Annotated in this window: 11 protein-coding genes; all 11 read left to right on the top strand. The window is 65.3% G+C overall.

What is annotated here, in order from left to right:
• The first annotated feature begins 163 nt into the window (after positions 1–163).
• The 11 genes from AB0O52_RS22100 (at position 164) to AB0O52_RS22150 (ending at position 12,941) form a co-directional block, all read left to right on the top strand.
• Positions 164–1,594 (top strand): aldehyde dehydrogenase family protein, encoded by a 1,431-nt coding sequence (locus tag AB0O52_RS22100; RefSeq protein ID WP_364542429.1) that lies wholly within the window; start codon positions 164–166, stop codon positions 1,592–1,594.
• Between the two features lie 22 nt (positions 1,595–1,616).
• On the top strand, positions 1,617–3,566 hold the full coding sequence (gene iolD, locus AB0O52_RS22105) for a 3D-(3,5/4)-trihydroxycyclohexane-1,2-dione acylhydrolase (decyclizing) (RefSeq protein WP_364542432.1): 1,950 nt from the start codon (positions 1,617–1,619) through the stop codon (positions 3,564–3,566).
• A complete protein-coding gene (locus AB0O52_RS22110) occupies positions 3,563–4,354 on the top strand; it encodes an aldolase/citrate lyase family protein (RefSeq protein WP_364542434.1) in 792 nt (263 codons plus the stop codon). Before iolD ends, AB0O52_RS22110 begins: the two co-directional genes overlap by 4 nt.
• Positions 4,355–4,383: 29 nt before the next feature.
• Entirely contained in the window at positions 4,384–5,595 is a 1,212-nt protein-coding gene (locus tag AB0O52_RS22115; RefSeq protein WP_364542437.1) for a Gfo/Idh/MocA family oxidoreductase, read from the top strand.
• Positions 5,596–5,630: 35 nt separating this feature from the next.
• Positions 5,631–6,614: a LacI family DNA-binding transcriptional regulator gene (locus AB0O52_RS22120; protein WP_364542531.1), complete on the top strand. Its 984-nt coding sequence runs from the start codon at positions 5,631–5,633 to the stop codon at positions 6,612–6,614.
• Between the two features lie 89 nt (positions 6,615–6,703).
• Positions 6,704–7,636, top strand: coding sequence for a hydroxyacid dehydrogenase (locus AB0O52_RS22125; RefSeq protein ID WP_364542440.1), 933 nt, complete (start codon positions 6,704–6,706; stop codon positions 7,634–7,636).
• A gap of 92 nt (positions 7,637–7,728) precedes the next feature.
• Positions 7,729–8,760, top strand: a complete 1,032-nt coding sequence (gene iolG, locus AB0O52_RS22130; protein ID WP_364542443.1) for an inositol 2-dehydrogenase — start codon at positions 7,729–7,731, stop codon at positions 8,758–8,760.
• Between the two features lie 2 nt (positions 8,761–8,762).
• The gene (locus AB0O52_RS22135; protein WP_364542446.1) at positions 8,763–9,542 is read left to right on the top strand and encodes an SDR family oxidoreductase; all 780 of its coding nucleotides are present in this window, start codon (positions 8,763–8,765) and stop codon (positions 9,540–9,542) included.
• Positions 9,539–10,423, top strand: a complete 885-nt coding sequence (locus AB0O52_RS22140; RefSeq protein WP_364542449.1) for a sugar phosphate isomerase/epimerase — start codon at positions 9,539–9,541, stop codon at positions 10,421–10,423. Before AB0O52_RS22135 ends, AB0O52_RS22140 begins: the two co-directional genes overlap by 4 nt.
• Positions 10,423–11,448 carry a Gfo/Idh/MocA family oxidoreductase gene (locus AB0O52_RS22145; RefSeq protein ID WP_364542451.1) on the top strand — a complete coding sequence of 342 codons (1,026 nt, stop codon included), beginning with the start codon at positions 10,423–10,425 and terminating at the stop codon, positions 11,446–11,448. The genes AB0O52_RS22140 and AB0O52_RS22145 overlap by 1 nt, the downstream gene beginning before the upstream one ends.
• A complete protein-coding gene (locus AB0O52_RS22150) occupies positions 11,448–12,941 on the top strand; it encodes a CoA-acylating methylmalonate-semialdehyde dehydrogenase (protein ID WP_364542454.1) in 1,494 nt (497 codons plus the stop codon). Before AB0O52_RS22145 ends, AB0O52_RS22150 begins: the two co-directional genes overlap by 1 nt.
• Positions 12,942–13,032 lie beyond the last annotated feature (91 nt).

Consider the following 13,032-nt stretch of genomic DNA (forward strand, 5'->3'; position numbering starts at 1 on the left):
CTGGCCGAACTCGCCCACGAACTCGAACAACTCGGCGGACACACCGAAGCCCTCAAGGAAGTCCAAGCCGAAGTCGCCGGGGTAACCGAAGTCGCCGACGCGGCATACGAAAGCAACGCCAAGCGCCACTGAGCGCAAAAGTTCACAACCTGATGGAGCAACCATGGAAATGCTAATAGCTGGAAACTGGCGCGGTGCCGCCGACGGCAGGACCGAGGAAGTCCGCTCGCCCTTCGACGGCCGGACCATCGACACGGTTCCCGTGGCGACAGTCCAGGACGCCCAGGCCGCCCTTGACCGGGCCGAGATCGGTGCCCACCTGCAAAGGACCACGCCGGCCCATGTCCGCGTCGACATCCTCCTGCGTGCAGCCGCCCTGGCGGATGAACGAGCCGAGGACATCGCCCAGACGATTAGCGCAGAAACCGGAAAGCCCATCACGGAGGCGCGGGGAGAGGCCAGCCGCTCCGGCAACATCATCCGCCTCGCTGCCTATGAGGGAAGCCAGCTGTACGGTTCCACGCTTCCTTTGGACGCAAACGCCGGGACTGGCTTGGACAAGATCGGCTTCACGTTGCGGCAGCCGGTGGGAATCGTCGTCGCCATCACCCCGTTCAACTACCCCGCCTTGCTGGTGTTGCACAAAATTGCACCCGCGCTGGCAGCCGGTAACGCCGTCGTACTCAAACCCGCACGCGCAACGCCGCTGACGGCGCTGAAGCTGGCACAGTGCTTCGTCGACGCCGGCCTGCCGCCCGAGGCGCTGTCCGTGATCACCGGACCAGGCAGCTCCCTGGGCGACGTGCTGGTGACGGACCCGCGGGTCCGCAAGGTGTCCTTCACCGGGTCTACGAGCATCGGAACGCGCATCAGTTCGATCGCGGGAGTGAAGAAGCTGTCCCTCGAATTGGGGGCCTCATGCCCGGTGATCATCCTGCCGGACGCGGACCTCGAACTCGCCGCCACCGCAGTGGCTGCCGGCGGCTACGTCAACGCCGGGCAGGTATGCATATCCGTTCAGCGGGTCATCGTTGACCGTCGGGTGGAGAAGGACTTCCTGGATGCGTTGGTCCCGAAGGTCGAAGCGATCGCCGTGGGCAACCCCAAGGAAGAGGGCACCCGGCTCGGCTCGCTGATCTCCGAAGAGGAAGCATCACGCGTCCACACGTCCATCCTGGAAGCCCGCCATTCGGGCGCCCGGGTCCTCACCGGCGGTGACCGTGACGGCGCCGTGGTGACTCCCGCCGTCGTCGCGGGCGTCGACCCCCGGTCGCCGCTGAGCCGGAACGAACTCTTCGGACCCGCCGTCGCCGTCTCGTCCGCGCAGGACATGGAAAGCGCCATCGCGATGGCGAACGACAACGAATACGGCCTGGGTGCCGGCATTTTCACGAACGACGTCGCCGGAGCGGTCCAGGCCATGCGGCAGATCGACGCCGGCAACATCCACATCAACTGGTCGCCGCTGTGGCGTGCCGACCTCATGCCCTACGGCGGCTTGAAAGGCAGCGGGATCGGCAAGGAAGGCGTCCGCTCTGCTGTCCAGGAAATGACCGAAGAGAAGACGGTCGTCCTGCATGGGCGCCCCTGGTAACCACGACAACGGGAATAAGGCAATGACCACACCATCGCAGACCATCAGGCTCACCACGGCCCAAGCGGTCATCAAGTACCTGTCCGTACAGTGTTCGCTGGCCGACGGCGTCCGCCGCCGCCTGGTCCCCGCAGCCCTCGGCATCTTCGGCCACGGCAACGTGGCCGGCCTGGGACAGGCATTGGACGAACTGGCCGACGACATGCCGTTCATCCAAGGCCGGCACGAGCAGTACCTGGCCCACATCTCCACCGCGTATGCGAAGGCGAGCCGTCGCCAGGCAGTTCTCGCCGTCACGGCCTCGATCGGCCCGGGCGCGCTCAACCTTGTGACCGCGGCCGGCCTGGCAACAGTGAACAGGATTCCGCTCCTGCTCCTGCCGGGCGACACCTACGCCACCCGGCACCAGGGCCCGGTGCTGCAGCAACTCGAACACCCCACCGAGGCTGATGCCACGGTCAACGACGCGTTCCGCCCGGTATCGCGCTTCTTCGACCGGATCAACCGCCCGGAGCAGCTCCTGACCGCGCTTCCGCAGGCCATGCGTGTGCTCACGAGCCCCACGGACACCGGGGCCGTGGTCATTTCGCTGCCCCAGGACGTGCAGTCCCACGCCTACGACTTCCCGGCCGAATTCTTCGAGCCGCGCGACTGGAAGATCCGCCGGCCGCTGCCGGACCTGGAAGAGATTGACGACGTCGCCCGGCTCATCCGCTCAGCCGAGCGTCCGGTGATCATCGCCGGCGGCGGCATCCACTACTCCGATGCCCACGCGGCGCTCGAGGCACTGGCGGGACAGACCGGAATTCCCGTCGTCGAGACCTTCGGCGGCAAGGGCGCCGTGACCAAGGACGAATGGTGGCAAGTGGGCGGCGTCGGGCTGGAGGGGAACTTCGCGTCCAACACCCTGGTCAAGCAAGCCGACCTCGTACTGAGCGTCGGCACGCGCCTCACCGACTTCGCCACCGGTTCGCAGTCGATCTTCGAAAACCCGGACGTCCGGTTCACGTCCTTGAACATCGTGGATGCCGATACCCGCAAGCAAGGCGCCACCGGCATCCTGGCGGACGCGCGCCTCGGACTGGAAGCACTTGCCCGCTCCCTGGAGGGTCACAGCACCAGCGAAAAGTGGCAGGAAACAGTCCATTCGGAGAAGGCAAAGTGGGCCCCGATCCGGTCCCTGTGGCTCGACGCCGACACTCCCTTCCGCCCGGAAGACCACCCGGACGCGCCGGTCACCGGTGCTGTCCTGACCCAGCCGCAGCTGATCGGCCTGATGCAGGAGCACGCCCGCTCCGGTGACACCATCATCGCCGCGGCCGGAGGACCTCCCGGTGACCTGCAAAAAGTCTGGGACGCCACGGGCAACCGCAATTGCCACCTGGAATTCGGCTTCTCCTGCATGGGCTACGAAATCGCAGCCGGCATGGGCGTCCGCCTGGCCGAGGGCAACAACGACAACCGCGTGGTCACCTTCATCGGCGACGGCACCTTCCTCATGGCACCCACCGAAATCCTCACCGCCGCGCAGGAAGGTCTCAACGTCACGGTTGTCGTCTCCGAAAACCACGGCTACCAGGTCATCCACCGCCTCCAGATGAACCGCAGCGGCAAGGAATTCGGCAACGAGTTCCGCTACCGCACCACCGGGGGCAGCGTCGCCGTCGAAGACGCCCCCAAAGCGCGGCTGGATGGCGATTACCTCAAGGTGGACCTGCGGCAGATCGCCGAAGGCCTGGGCGCCCTCGCCATTCGGGCAAGTACTGCCGCCGAGGTCCGGGAAGCGCTGGCTTCCACTCGCGACACCCATGGACCCGTGGTGATCGTGGTCCCAACCGTTCCCCACGTTGACTTGCCCGGCGGAGACGTCTGGTGGGACGTGGCTCCCGCAGAAGTATCCGGACAGGAATGGGTCCGTACCCTCCGCGCCGATTACGAGCAGGCAAAGAGCCGCCAGCGGTGGTTCGGATGAGCGGCGGAAACCACGACGACGGCGGACCGCTCGACGGCGGTCAGCTGCGGCGCCGCTTGGCCGCCGGGGAAGTCACAGTGGGAACCTTCGTCGGCATGGCTTCGGCAACCGCGGTGGAAGTGTGCGCCGCTGCCGGCGCGGACTGGGTGCTGATCGATCTTGAGCACGGCTCCGGAGGTGAAGATGCCGTGCGCGACGGTGTCCTTGCGGCCGGAAGCTACGGCGTCCCCACCCTTGTCCGGGTGGAAAGCGCCGAGCGGATCCGCATCGGTCGCGTGCTGGATCAAGGCGCGGCAGGCATCATGGTGCCCCGCCTGAAAACCGTTGAAGAAGCCAGCCAAACCGTGAAGCACATGCTGTATCCGCCCGACGGCGACCGCGGAGTGGCAACGTACAACCGCTCCTGCCGCTGGGGCATGGACAGGGCTCCGTTGAGCGCGGACCAGCAGTCAGCCGTGGGGATCATCCAGATCGAAACCCTCGACGCACTGGAGCATGTCGAGGAGATCGCGGCGCAGGAGGGCGTGGACGTCCTTTTCGTCGGACCGATGGACATGTCCTTCGCTTTGGGTGTTCCGATGCAACTGGATAGCAGTGCCTTCCAGGAGGCATTGCAACGGGTGGTCGCTGCCGCGCAAATGCATAACAAAGCGGCCGGGATCCTCGCGGTGGACGGCATGGCTGCGGCCAAGTACGTCCGCCAAGGCTTCCGGTTCGTGGCCATCGGCTCGGACTCCACCATCATGGCGGCGGCGTTCCGCGACGCGTTCGACACCGCCCGCAACTGACAAGAATTTTCAACAAGAAAGGCAATAACGTGAGCCAAGAATCCCGCACAGTCGGTGTAGGCCTTATCAGCGTCGGATGGATGGGAAAGCTCCACTCGCGCGCCTACCAGACGGTTCCTTACGCCTACCCGGAGCTTGGCTTGACCACCAAGCTGGTCATCGCGGCGGACACGGCACCGGACCGGGTGGACTACGCCCGCGACGTCCTCGGCTTCGCGGAAGGAACCACGGACTACCACGATGTCCTGAACCACCCGGACGTGGACGTCGTTTCGATCTGCGCCCCCAACTTCCTGCATGCCGAAATCGGCATCGCAGCGGCCAAAGCCGGCAAACATTTCTGGATCGAAAAGCCCGTTGGGCGGGGCTACGAAGAAACCGCAGCCGTGCAGGAAGCAGCCGTGGAGGCCGGCGTCGTGACCTCCATCGGCTACAACTACCGGCATGCCCCCGCGGTAGAGCACGCCAGGAAGCTCATTGCGGACGGGCGCCTCGGCCGGATCACCAACGTCCGCGCCGTGTTCTTCTCGGGGTACGCGTCCGAACCCAATGGGGCGTTGTCCTGGCGTTTCGACCGGAAACTTGCCGGCACCGGTGTGCTGGCGGACCTGTTCAGCCACGCAACGGACCTGTGCCAATATGTAGTTGGGCCCATCGCCGAGGTAACCGCGCTCACAAGCACGGTCTACACGCAGCGACCCAAGCTGGCGATGGGGTCAGGGACGCACTTCGCGGTGATCGAAAACGGTGAAATGGGAGAGGTCGAGAATGAGGACTACGCTGCAGCGCTGGTCCGCTTCGGCCCGTCCGCCCGCGGGGCAGGCGCCGTCGGCACCATCGAATCCTCGCGCGTTGCCGTTGGACCCGAATGCGGTTACCAGATCGAGGTCTACGGGACCGAAGGCTCGCTCAAATGGGACTTCGAGCGCATGAACGAACTCAAGGTCTGCCTGGGCCGCAACAACGACGAGCAGGGCTACACCACGGTCAACGCCAGCCCCCGCCACGGCGACTACGCGCACTTCCAGCCGGGTCCCGGCAACAGCATGGGCTTTGACGACCTCAAGGTCATCGAGGCCAAGAAGTTCCTCGTCGCCGTCACCGGAGGAACCCAGGAAAACTCCAACATCCACGATGCCGCTTCAGCCGCCGCCATTGTCAGCGCTGCCGAAGCGTCCTCGCTGTCCGGCCAATGGCAGAAGATCGAGGAAATCCACGGCACCACGGCAGCGCGGGCCTAACCATGGCACCTCCATCCGCCCGGCGGCCAACGATCATGGACGTGGCTGAACGCGCCGGCGTTTCCAAGTCGTTGGTCTCACTCGTGCTGCGCGACTCACCGCGCGTCAGTGACGAACGCCGCCAGCGGGTGCTCAAGGCTGTTGAAGAGATGGGCTTCGAGTTGAACCTCGCGGCCCGGTCACTGGCAACACGGGACAGCGGAACCATCGGGGTGCTGGTCAGCGATATGCACAACCCGTGGGCCTTCGACGTCGCCGACGCCGCACGGACCGTGCTCGAAGAGGCCGGGCACACCGTCCTCTTCAGCGCGGTCACGGCGGCAGGCAGGGGAGTGGACCAATCCATCCTGCAGGCCTTCCGGGACTTGCGCGTCGCGGGACTCCTCGTCGTCGGAACGGTGCCTGACCAGCACCCGTTCAGCCGCGCCGTTTCCGGCGGGGCTGTGGTCTTTGCGGGTGGAGGACCGGACTACATCGACACCGCCGATATCGTCCGAAGCGACGATGCCCTTGGCATGTCCATGGTTGTTGAGCACTTGATCGCCCAAGGACACGAGAACATCGTGCACCTTGGCGGTCTTGGCGGTTCGGTTGGCCGGGAACGCGTGGACGGCTATTCGGCAGCAATGGAAGAGCACGGTCTGGACCGCTACATCCGCGTGGTCGACGCCGACTTCTTCCAGGAATCCGGCTATGTTGCCGCGCAACGGGCCCTGGGCTCCCGCTCCGAGCACCAGCGCCCCACAGCACTGGCCTGCATCAACGACCTCGCCGCTTTTGGCGCCATGACAGCTGCCGATGAACGCGGAGTCGAAATAGCCGTCACCGGTTATGACAACATCGCGCTGGGCGCCATGCCGCGCCTGGGGCTGACCACCGTCGACCCGGACAGCTCCACCATCGGCGTCACAGGGGCCAAAACCCTCCTGGAACGCATCCATGGTGAAGGCAGCGGGTTCGTCCACCATTCCGTCACGCCCCACTTGGTCGTACGGAAATCCAGCCTCCTGGGCCTTTAGAACACGCAGGTCTCTAGCAGCGCTTCCAGCACCACCGATAACAACGCCATTTTCGGCGCAACCCCATACCCACATCTTCAAGGATGACGATGGCTTCCATAACCACACCCCAAATCTTTGTCGCTCTCGGCAGCGTCGAGCGGGACCTCGTGGAACCGCTCCTCTCCGAACACCAGCGGCTCATCCAGGACCCCACCGAGGAGGACCTGGCCAACGCCGATGCCGCGATCGTCAGGGCTGCCTACCGCGTGGACCGGGAACTGTTGGACCGCATGCCCGCCCTCAAAGTCATCGCCAGGACCGGCGTCGGAACCGACCTCGTGGACGTCGCCGAAGCCAAGCGACGCGGAATCCCGGTGGTCATCACGCCCGGAAGCAACACCGCCTCGGTGGCCGAAGGCGTGTTCGCCCACCTGCTGGCGCTCGTCAAGAAACTCTCTCCACTGACCGCGCTGGTCCGCGAGGGACGCTGGGAGCAGCGTGCCGCCGTCGGCGTCGGAGACCTCGAGGGATTCACGCTCGGCATCATCGGCTACGGCCGGATAGGCCGCCGGGTAGCGCGTATCGCCGAGGCTTTCGAGCTGAAAGTCCTGGCCTACGATCCTTTCGCCGAAATCCCCGTGGGGATCCGCCGTGACACCGTGGAAGAACTCCTTGCGGACAGCGATTTCGTCACCCTCCACGCACCCCTGACACCGGAAAACCACAACCTCATCAACACGGACCGGCTCAAGGCCATGAAGCCCGGCGCGATCCTCATCAACTGCAGCCGCGGCGGCCTCGTCGACCTCGACGCCGCACACGAAGCATTGCAGGCCGGCCATCTTTCCGGGCTCGGGCTGGACGTGTACGATCCCGAGCCGCCCGCCCACCACCCGTTGTTCGACCACGAAAACGTCGTCCTGACTCCGCACGTGATGGGATTCACCCGTCAAGGCATGGCCCACACTGTCAGGGACGCCGCACAGGGCGCGGTTGACGTCCTCGCTGGCCGCACGCCCGCCGCGGTGGCAACGCTATGACCGCTCTGAACTTGGACACATCCCCGTCCACCATCCAGAACCAACCCAAGCCCAGCCTTCTCCGGGCAGCCCTTTAGAAAGGACCCCTCCACATGTCCACTGATCGACCCCTCAAAGTAGCGCTGTTCGGTTCAGGCCGCATCGGGCAGGTCCACGCCCGGAACATCGCCGAGCATCCGGACCTGGAATTGGCGTGGATCGCCGACCCTTTCATTGAAGGAGCCCGCACCTTGGCGGCCGGGACCGGCGCCGTCGCCGTCGAATCGGCCGACGAGGTCTTCGCGAACGGCGACCTTGACGCCGTCGTGATCGGCTCGCCCACCAGCACGCACGTGGACTTGATCTCGCGCGCCATGGCACAAGGCGTGGCAGCCCTCTGCGAAAAGCCGATCGACCTCGACATCGACCGGGCGCTCGCTTGCCGCGACGCGATCAAGGGCAACACCACGCCCCTAATGCTCGGGTTCAACCGGCGCTTTGATCCACACTTCGCGGCCATCCAGTCGCGCGTCGCAGCGGGAGAAATCGGCCGCCTCGAACAGCTGACCATCATCAGCCGCGATCCCGCGCCCGCGCCCGCTGCCTACATCGTTACCTCCGGCGGGATCTTCCGGGACCAGAGCATCCATGACCTGGACATGGCCCGGTTCTTCGTCCCTGACATCATCGAAGTTTCGGCCACCGGCGCCAACCTGTTCTGCGACTACATCGAGGAAGCCGGAGACTTCGACTCGGTGGTCATCACCCTCAAGGGCCGCGACGGCGAGCTGGTTACCATCACTAACTCCCGCCACAGCGCCTTCGGCCACGACCAGCGACTGGAGGCGTTCGGCAGCGAGGGGATGCTCAGCGCAGGCAACGTCACCCCGACGACGGTGCGCAGGTATGGCGCCTCGGGCACCGAAGAGGCCGATGCCTACCTGCCGTTCTTCCTGGAGCGTTACGCCGCGGCTTACCGGAACGAATTGGACAGCTTCGCCAAGGCCATCCGCGCGGGCACCCCCTGCAGCCCGGGATTCGACGACGGCCTGCAAGCGCTCGCCCTGGCCAACGCGGCTGAAGAGTCCGCCCGCTCCGGCCGCGCCGTCAGGATCGAAAATTCAGTCAAGATCGGGCAGCTGTAGCCATGCCGCTTCTCCAGGACAAAGTCATCCTGATCAGCGGGGGCACGCAGGGTTTGGGCGCCGGAGTCGCGAGACGCGCGGCGGCAGAGGGTGCTGCCGGGATCGCCGTCACAGGCCGGAACGCGGACTCGGGTGAACGGCTCGCCGCGGAAATCACGGCATCCGGCGTCGAAACCCGGTTCATCAAGACCGATCTTGCCGACGTCGAACAGGCCCGGAACTCGGTGCTCGAGACGATCAACGCCTTCGGCCAACTCGACTGCGCGGTCAATGCGGCCGGCCTGACCACCCGCGGCACCATGCTGGATACGACGCCCGAGCTCTTCGACGCGCACATCGCGGTGAACCTGAAGTCGCCGTTCTTCATCATGGCCGAAACCATCAAGCATCTTCGTAGCAGGGGTGTGCCAGGAAGCATCCTGAACGTCATCTCCATCGCCGAACTCGGCGGGCAGCCGTACTTGGCGCCGTATGTGGCGGCCAAGGCCGGCCTGGCCGGGGCAACCCGCAACGCCGCACATGCGCACCGTTGGGACAAAATCCGCATCAACGGGCTCGACATCGGCTGGACCGCCACGGACGGCGAAGCCGAAACCCAAAAGAAATTCCATGGCGCAGGGGACGACTGGCTGGAGAAGGCCAACGCATCCGTCCCCATGGGAAAGCTCGGACAAGTGGACGAGATCGCCGAATTCATTGTCTTTCTCCTCTCCGACAGGAGCGGTGTTGTCACAGGCTCGGTCATCGACTGGGACCAGAACGTATACGGAGGATCAGATTGAGCACTATCACCAAGCGCCTTGCCGCAGCACCCATTTCCTGGGGCGTCTGTGAAGTCCCCGGATGGGGCCACCAGCTCGAGGCGGACCGGGTCCTGTCGGAAATGACGGCGCTGGGCATCGGCGCTACCGAGTTCGGCCCCACGGGGTTCCTCCCCGAAGAGGCTGCCCAGCGCGCGGAGGTGCTGAAGCGGCACAACCTCCAAGCGATCGGCGGCTTCTTCCCCGTCATCCTGCACGACCCGTCCAAGAACCCCTTGGACGTCATAGCGGCCGAGCTGGATGCGTACGAAGCTGCGGGGGCCAGCGTCATGGTCCTCGCGGCGGAGACCGGCGTTGCAGGTTACGACCAGCGCCACGAGCTCGACGCCGAAGGCTGGGAACTGTTCGGCAGGAACCTTGACGCAGTGGTCAAGGCAGCAGCGGACAAAGGCATCCAGGCAGTGGTCCACCCGCATGTGGGAACCATGATCGAAAGCACCTCGGATGTGAACCGGGTCCTGAACGACACCGCCGCAAACCTGTGCCTGGACACGGGCCACCTGCTCATCGGCGGAACCGACCCGGCCCTTCTGGTTCGCGACTACGCCTCGCGAATCGGCCACACCCACCTGAAGGACGTGCGCAAGGCCGTCGCTCAGCGGGTCCAGGCAGGCGAGATTTCCTACACGGACGGCGTCAAGGGCGGCATGTACGTGCCGTTGGGCCAAGGCGACGTCGGCATCGCCGGAATCGTCCGGAACCTGCTGGGCGCCGGGTACGAGGGCTGGTTCACGATGGAGCAGGACACCATCCTCGAAGCCGAACCGACCGACGACGGTCCGGTCCGGGACGTGCGCCAGTCAGTCGCGTTCCTGCGCGAGCTCGAAGCGGAGATCGGCTGATGAGCGCTGTCCGCTGGGGCGTGCTGACCACGGCGAGGATCGCCCAAGGTCGGTTCCTGCCAGCCATGAGCCGGGCTCGTAACGCAGTTGCGTCGGCCATCAGCAGCCCGAACGGAAAGGCAGCCGAAGTTGCAGAGCGTTTCGGCATCCCGGCCGCCTATTCTTCCCACGAGGAATTGCTGGCCGATCCAAGCATCGAAGCCGTCTACCTTCCTTTCCCCAACTCGCTGCACGCCGACTGGATTGTTGCGGCCGCAGAAGCTGGAAAGGACATCCTCTGCGAAAAGCCGCTCGTCGCCAACACCCACGACTATCGCCGGGTGCTGGAAGCCTGCGAACGCAACGGGGTGAACCTTATGGAAGCGTTCATGTACCGCTTCCATCCCCAGCACCAGAAGGTCCGTGAGTTCATCGATTCGGGCAAGATCGGCGAGCTGGTGTCCATGCACGCCCGCTTCCACTTCGTCATGGACCGAAGCGAAGGCGAGGTCCGCCTCCAGCCGGGAATGGACGGAGGTGCGCTCAACGACGTCGGATGCTACGCCGTCGACGTCATGAACATGGTCATGGGCCGCGCGCCGCAAACCGTCTACGGCAAAGGCACAAGCCGTACGGACGCGGTGGAGACCACTATGGCCGCGATCCTGGACTATGGGGACGTCCTGGGAACGCTGGACTGCGGTTTCGAGGGCCCGCGCACCAACACGTTCCAGATCATCGGCACGAAAGGCCAGATCACCCTGGACAAGGCCTTCGACCCGGATCCGGGCGAAATTGCCCGCGTTACGGTGTCCTTCCGCGACGGCCGGACTGAGTCCGTCGACATCGGGGAAGACCCGTTCAAGACCGAAATCGAACGGTTCAGCGCGTGGGTGCGCAACTCCGGGCCCGAGCTCGTCCAGAGGGAATTGACCGAACAGAACCTGGCTGTGCGCCTGGCGCTCCAGGAATCACTCGCCACCGGCTTGCCGCGGGATGTCAACGACGTACATGCCGTGGAGCACCACCTACTACAGGAGCAGTAATGACCATCATCAACCACTTCATCAGCGGCGCCGAAGCCGCTGGTAGCGGCACAGGCACCAAACCCGTCTACAACCCGGCCACGGGTGCCGTTACTGCCCAGCTCCGCCTGGCCAACCGCTCGGATTTGGACGCGACGGTTGCCATCGCCAAGGATGCCGCGGCGTCCTGGGGCGACGTTTCGCTGGCCAAGCGCACTGCCGTGCTCTTCAAATTCCGGGAACTCGTAGCTTCGCACATAGAGGAACTCGCGGCCCTGATCACCGCCGAACACGGCAAGGTCCTCAACGATGCCAAGGGCGAGATCGGCCGCGGCCTGGAGGTCATCGAGTTCGCCTGCGGCATCCCGACCCTGCTCAAGGGCGAGTACTCGGACCAGGTCTCCACCGGCATCGATGTGTTCTCATTCCGCGAGCCCGTCGGCGTCGTGGCCGGCATTACCCCGTTCAATTTCCCGGTGATGGTGCCGCTGTGGATGGCGCCGATGGCGATCGCCACGGGCAACGCGTTCATCCTCAAGCCCTCCCACCGCGTCCCCTCGGCCGCGATGCTGTTGGCCAAGCTGTGGAAGGACGCAGGCCTTCCCGACGGGGTGTTCCAGGTCCTGCACGGTGACCGCGATGTCATCTCCGGACTCCTCACGCACCCGGACGTGGACGCCATTTCCTTCGTGGGCTCCACCCCTGTTGCCAAGCACATCCTTGAAGTGGCAACGGCCCACGGCAAGCGGGTCCAGGCCTTGGGCGGAGCGAAGAACCACGCGATCATCATGCCCGACGCCGACCTGGACAACGCTGCCGACCACCTGGCCGCGGCCGCGTTCGGTTCCGCCGGGCAGCGTTGCATGGCCATCTCGGTTGCGGTCGCCGTCGGCGATGCCGCCGATCTGCTGGTGAAGAAGGTCGAAGAGCGTGCCCTCGACGTCAAGGTCAAGAACGGCACCGAGGCTGACGCCGACATGGGTCCCGTGATCAGTCCCGAGTCCCGGGAGTTCATCGTCAAGACGGTGACCGAGGCGGAGCAGGCCGGCGCCGCGATGGTCGTGGACGGCCGTGACCTCGTGGTCCCCGGCCACGAAGAGGGCTTCTGGGTCGGCCCCACCCTGATCGACCATGTCAAGACCGGAATGAGCGCTTACCAAGAGGAAATCTTCGGCCCGGTCCTGGTGGTGGTGCGGGTGGAGGATCTGGACGCAGGCATCAGGCTGATCAACGCCAATCCCTACGGCAACGGCACCGCGATCTTCACCTCCTCCGGCGCCAACGCCCGGAAGTTCCAGCGGTCCGTGGACGTCGGCATGATCGGCATCAACGTGCCCTTGCCGGTACCGGTGGCTTACTACTCCTTCGGGGGATGGAAAGCATCCCTGTTCGGGGACAAGCACATCTACGGTCCCGAGGGTGTCTCCTTCTACACCCGCGGCAAGGTCATCACCTCCCGCTGGCCTGAGTCGACCCACGCCTCCGGCGCCTCCTACAACTTCCCGTCGAACTAGTCCCCACCGGCTCCCAACCTTCGCAAGCTCAGGTCGGGGCCCTCGCCGGCGTGGGCCCACCCACCGGCGGGGGCCGCCGCACCCAACTGGC

Origin of the sequence: Arthrobacter sp. NPDC080073, assembly GCF_040686575.1 — a bacterium.
GTDB lineage: Bacteria > Actinomycetota > Actinomycetes > Actinomycetales > Micrococcaceae > Arthrobacter.

Coding starts and splice junctions, on each gene's coding strand:
- AB0O52_RS22100 (WP_364542429.1), top strand. CDS start 164: ATGGAAATGCTAATAGCTGGAAACTGGCGCGGTGCCGCCGACGGCAGG.
- iolD (WP_364542432.1), top strand. CDS start 1,617: ATGACCACACCATCGCAGACCATCAGGCTCACCACGGCCCAAGCGGTC.
- AB0O52_RS22110 (WP_364542434.1), top strand. CDS start 3,563: ATGAGCGGCGGAAACCACGACGACGGCGGACCGCTCGACGGCGGTCAG.
- AB0O52_RS22120 (WP_364542531.1), top strand. CDS start 5,631: ATGGACGTGGCTGAACGCGCCGGCGTTTCCAAGTCGTTGGTCTCACTC.
- AB0O52_RS22125 (WP_364542440.1), top strand. CDS start 6,704: ATGGCTTCCATAACCACACCCCAAATCTTTGTCGCTCTCGGCAGCGTC.
- iolG (WP_364542443.1), top strand. CDS start 7,729: ATGTCCACTGATCGACCCCTCAAAGTAGCGCTGTTCGGTTCAGGCCGC.
- AB0O52_RS22135 (WP_364542446.1), top strand. CDS start 8,763: ATGCCGCTTCTCCAGGACAAAGTCATCCTGATCAGCGGGGGCACGCAG.
- AB0O52_RS22145 (WP_364542451.1), top strand. CDS start 10,423: ATGAGCGCTGTCCGCTGGGGCGTGCTGACCACGGCGAGGATCGCCCAA.
- AB0O52_RS22150 (WP_364542454.1), top strand. CDS start 11,448: ATGACCATCATCAACCACTTCATCAGCGGCGCCGAAGCCGCTGGTAGC.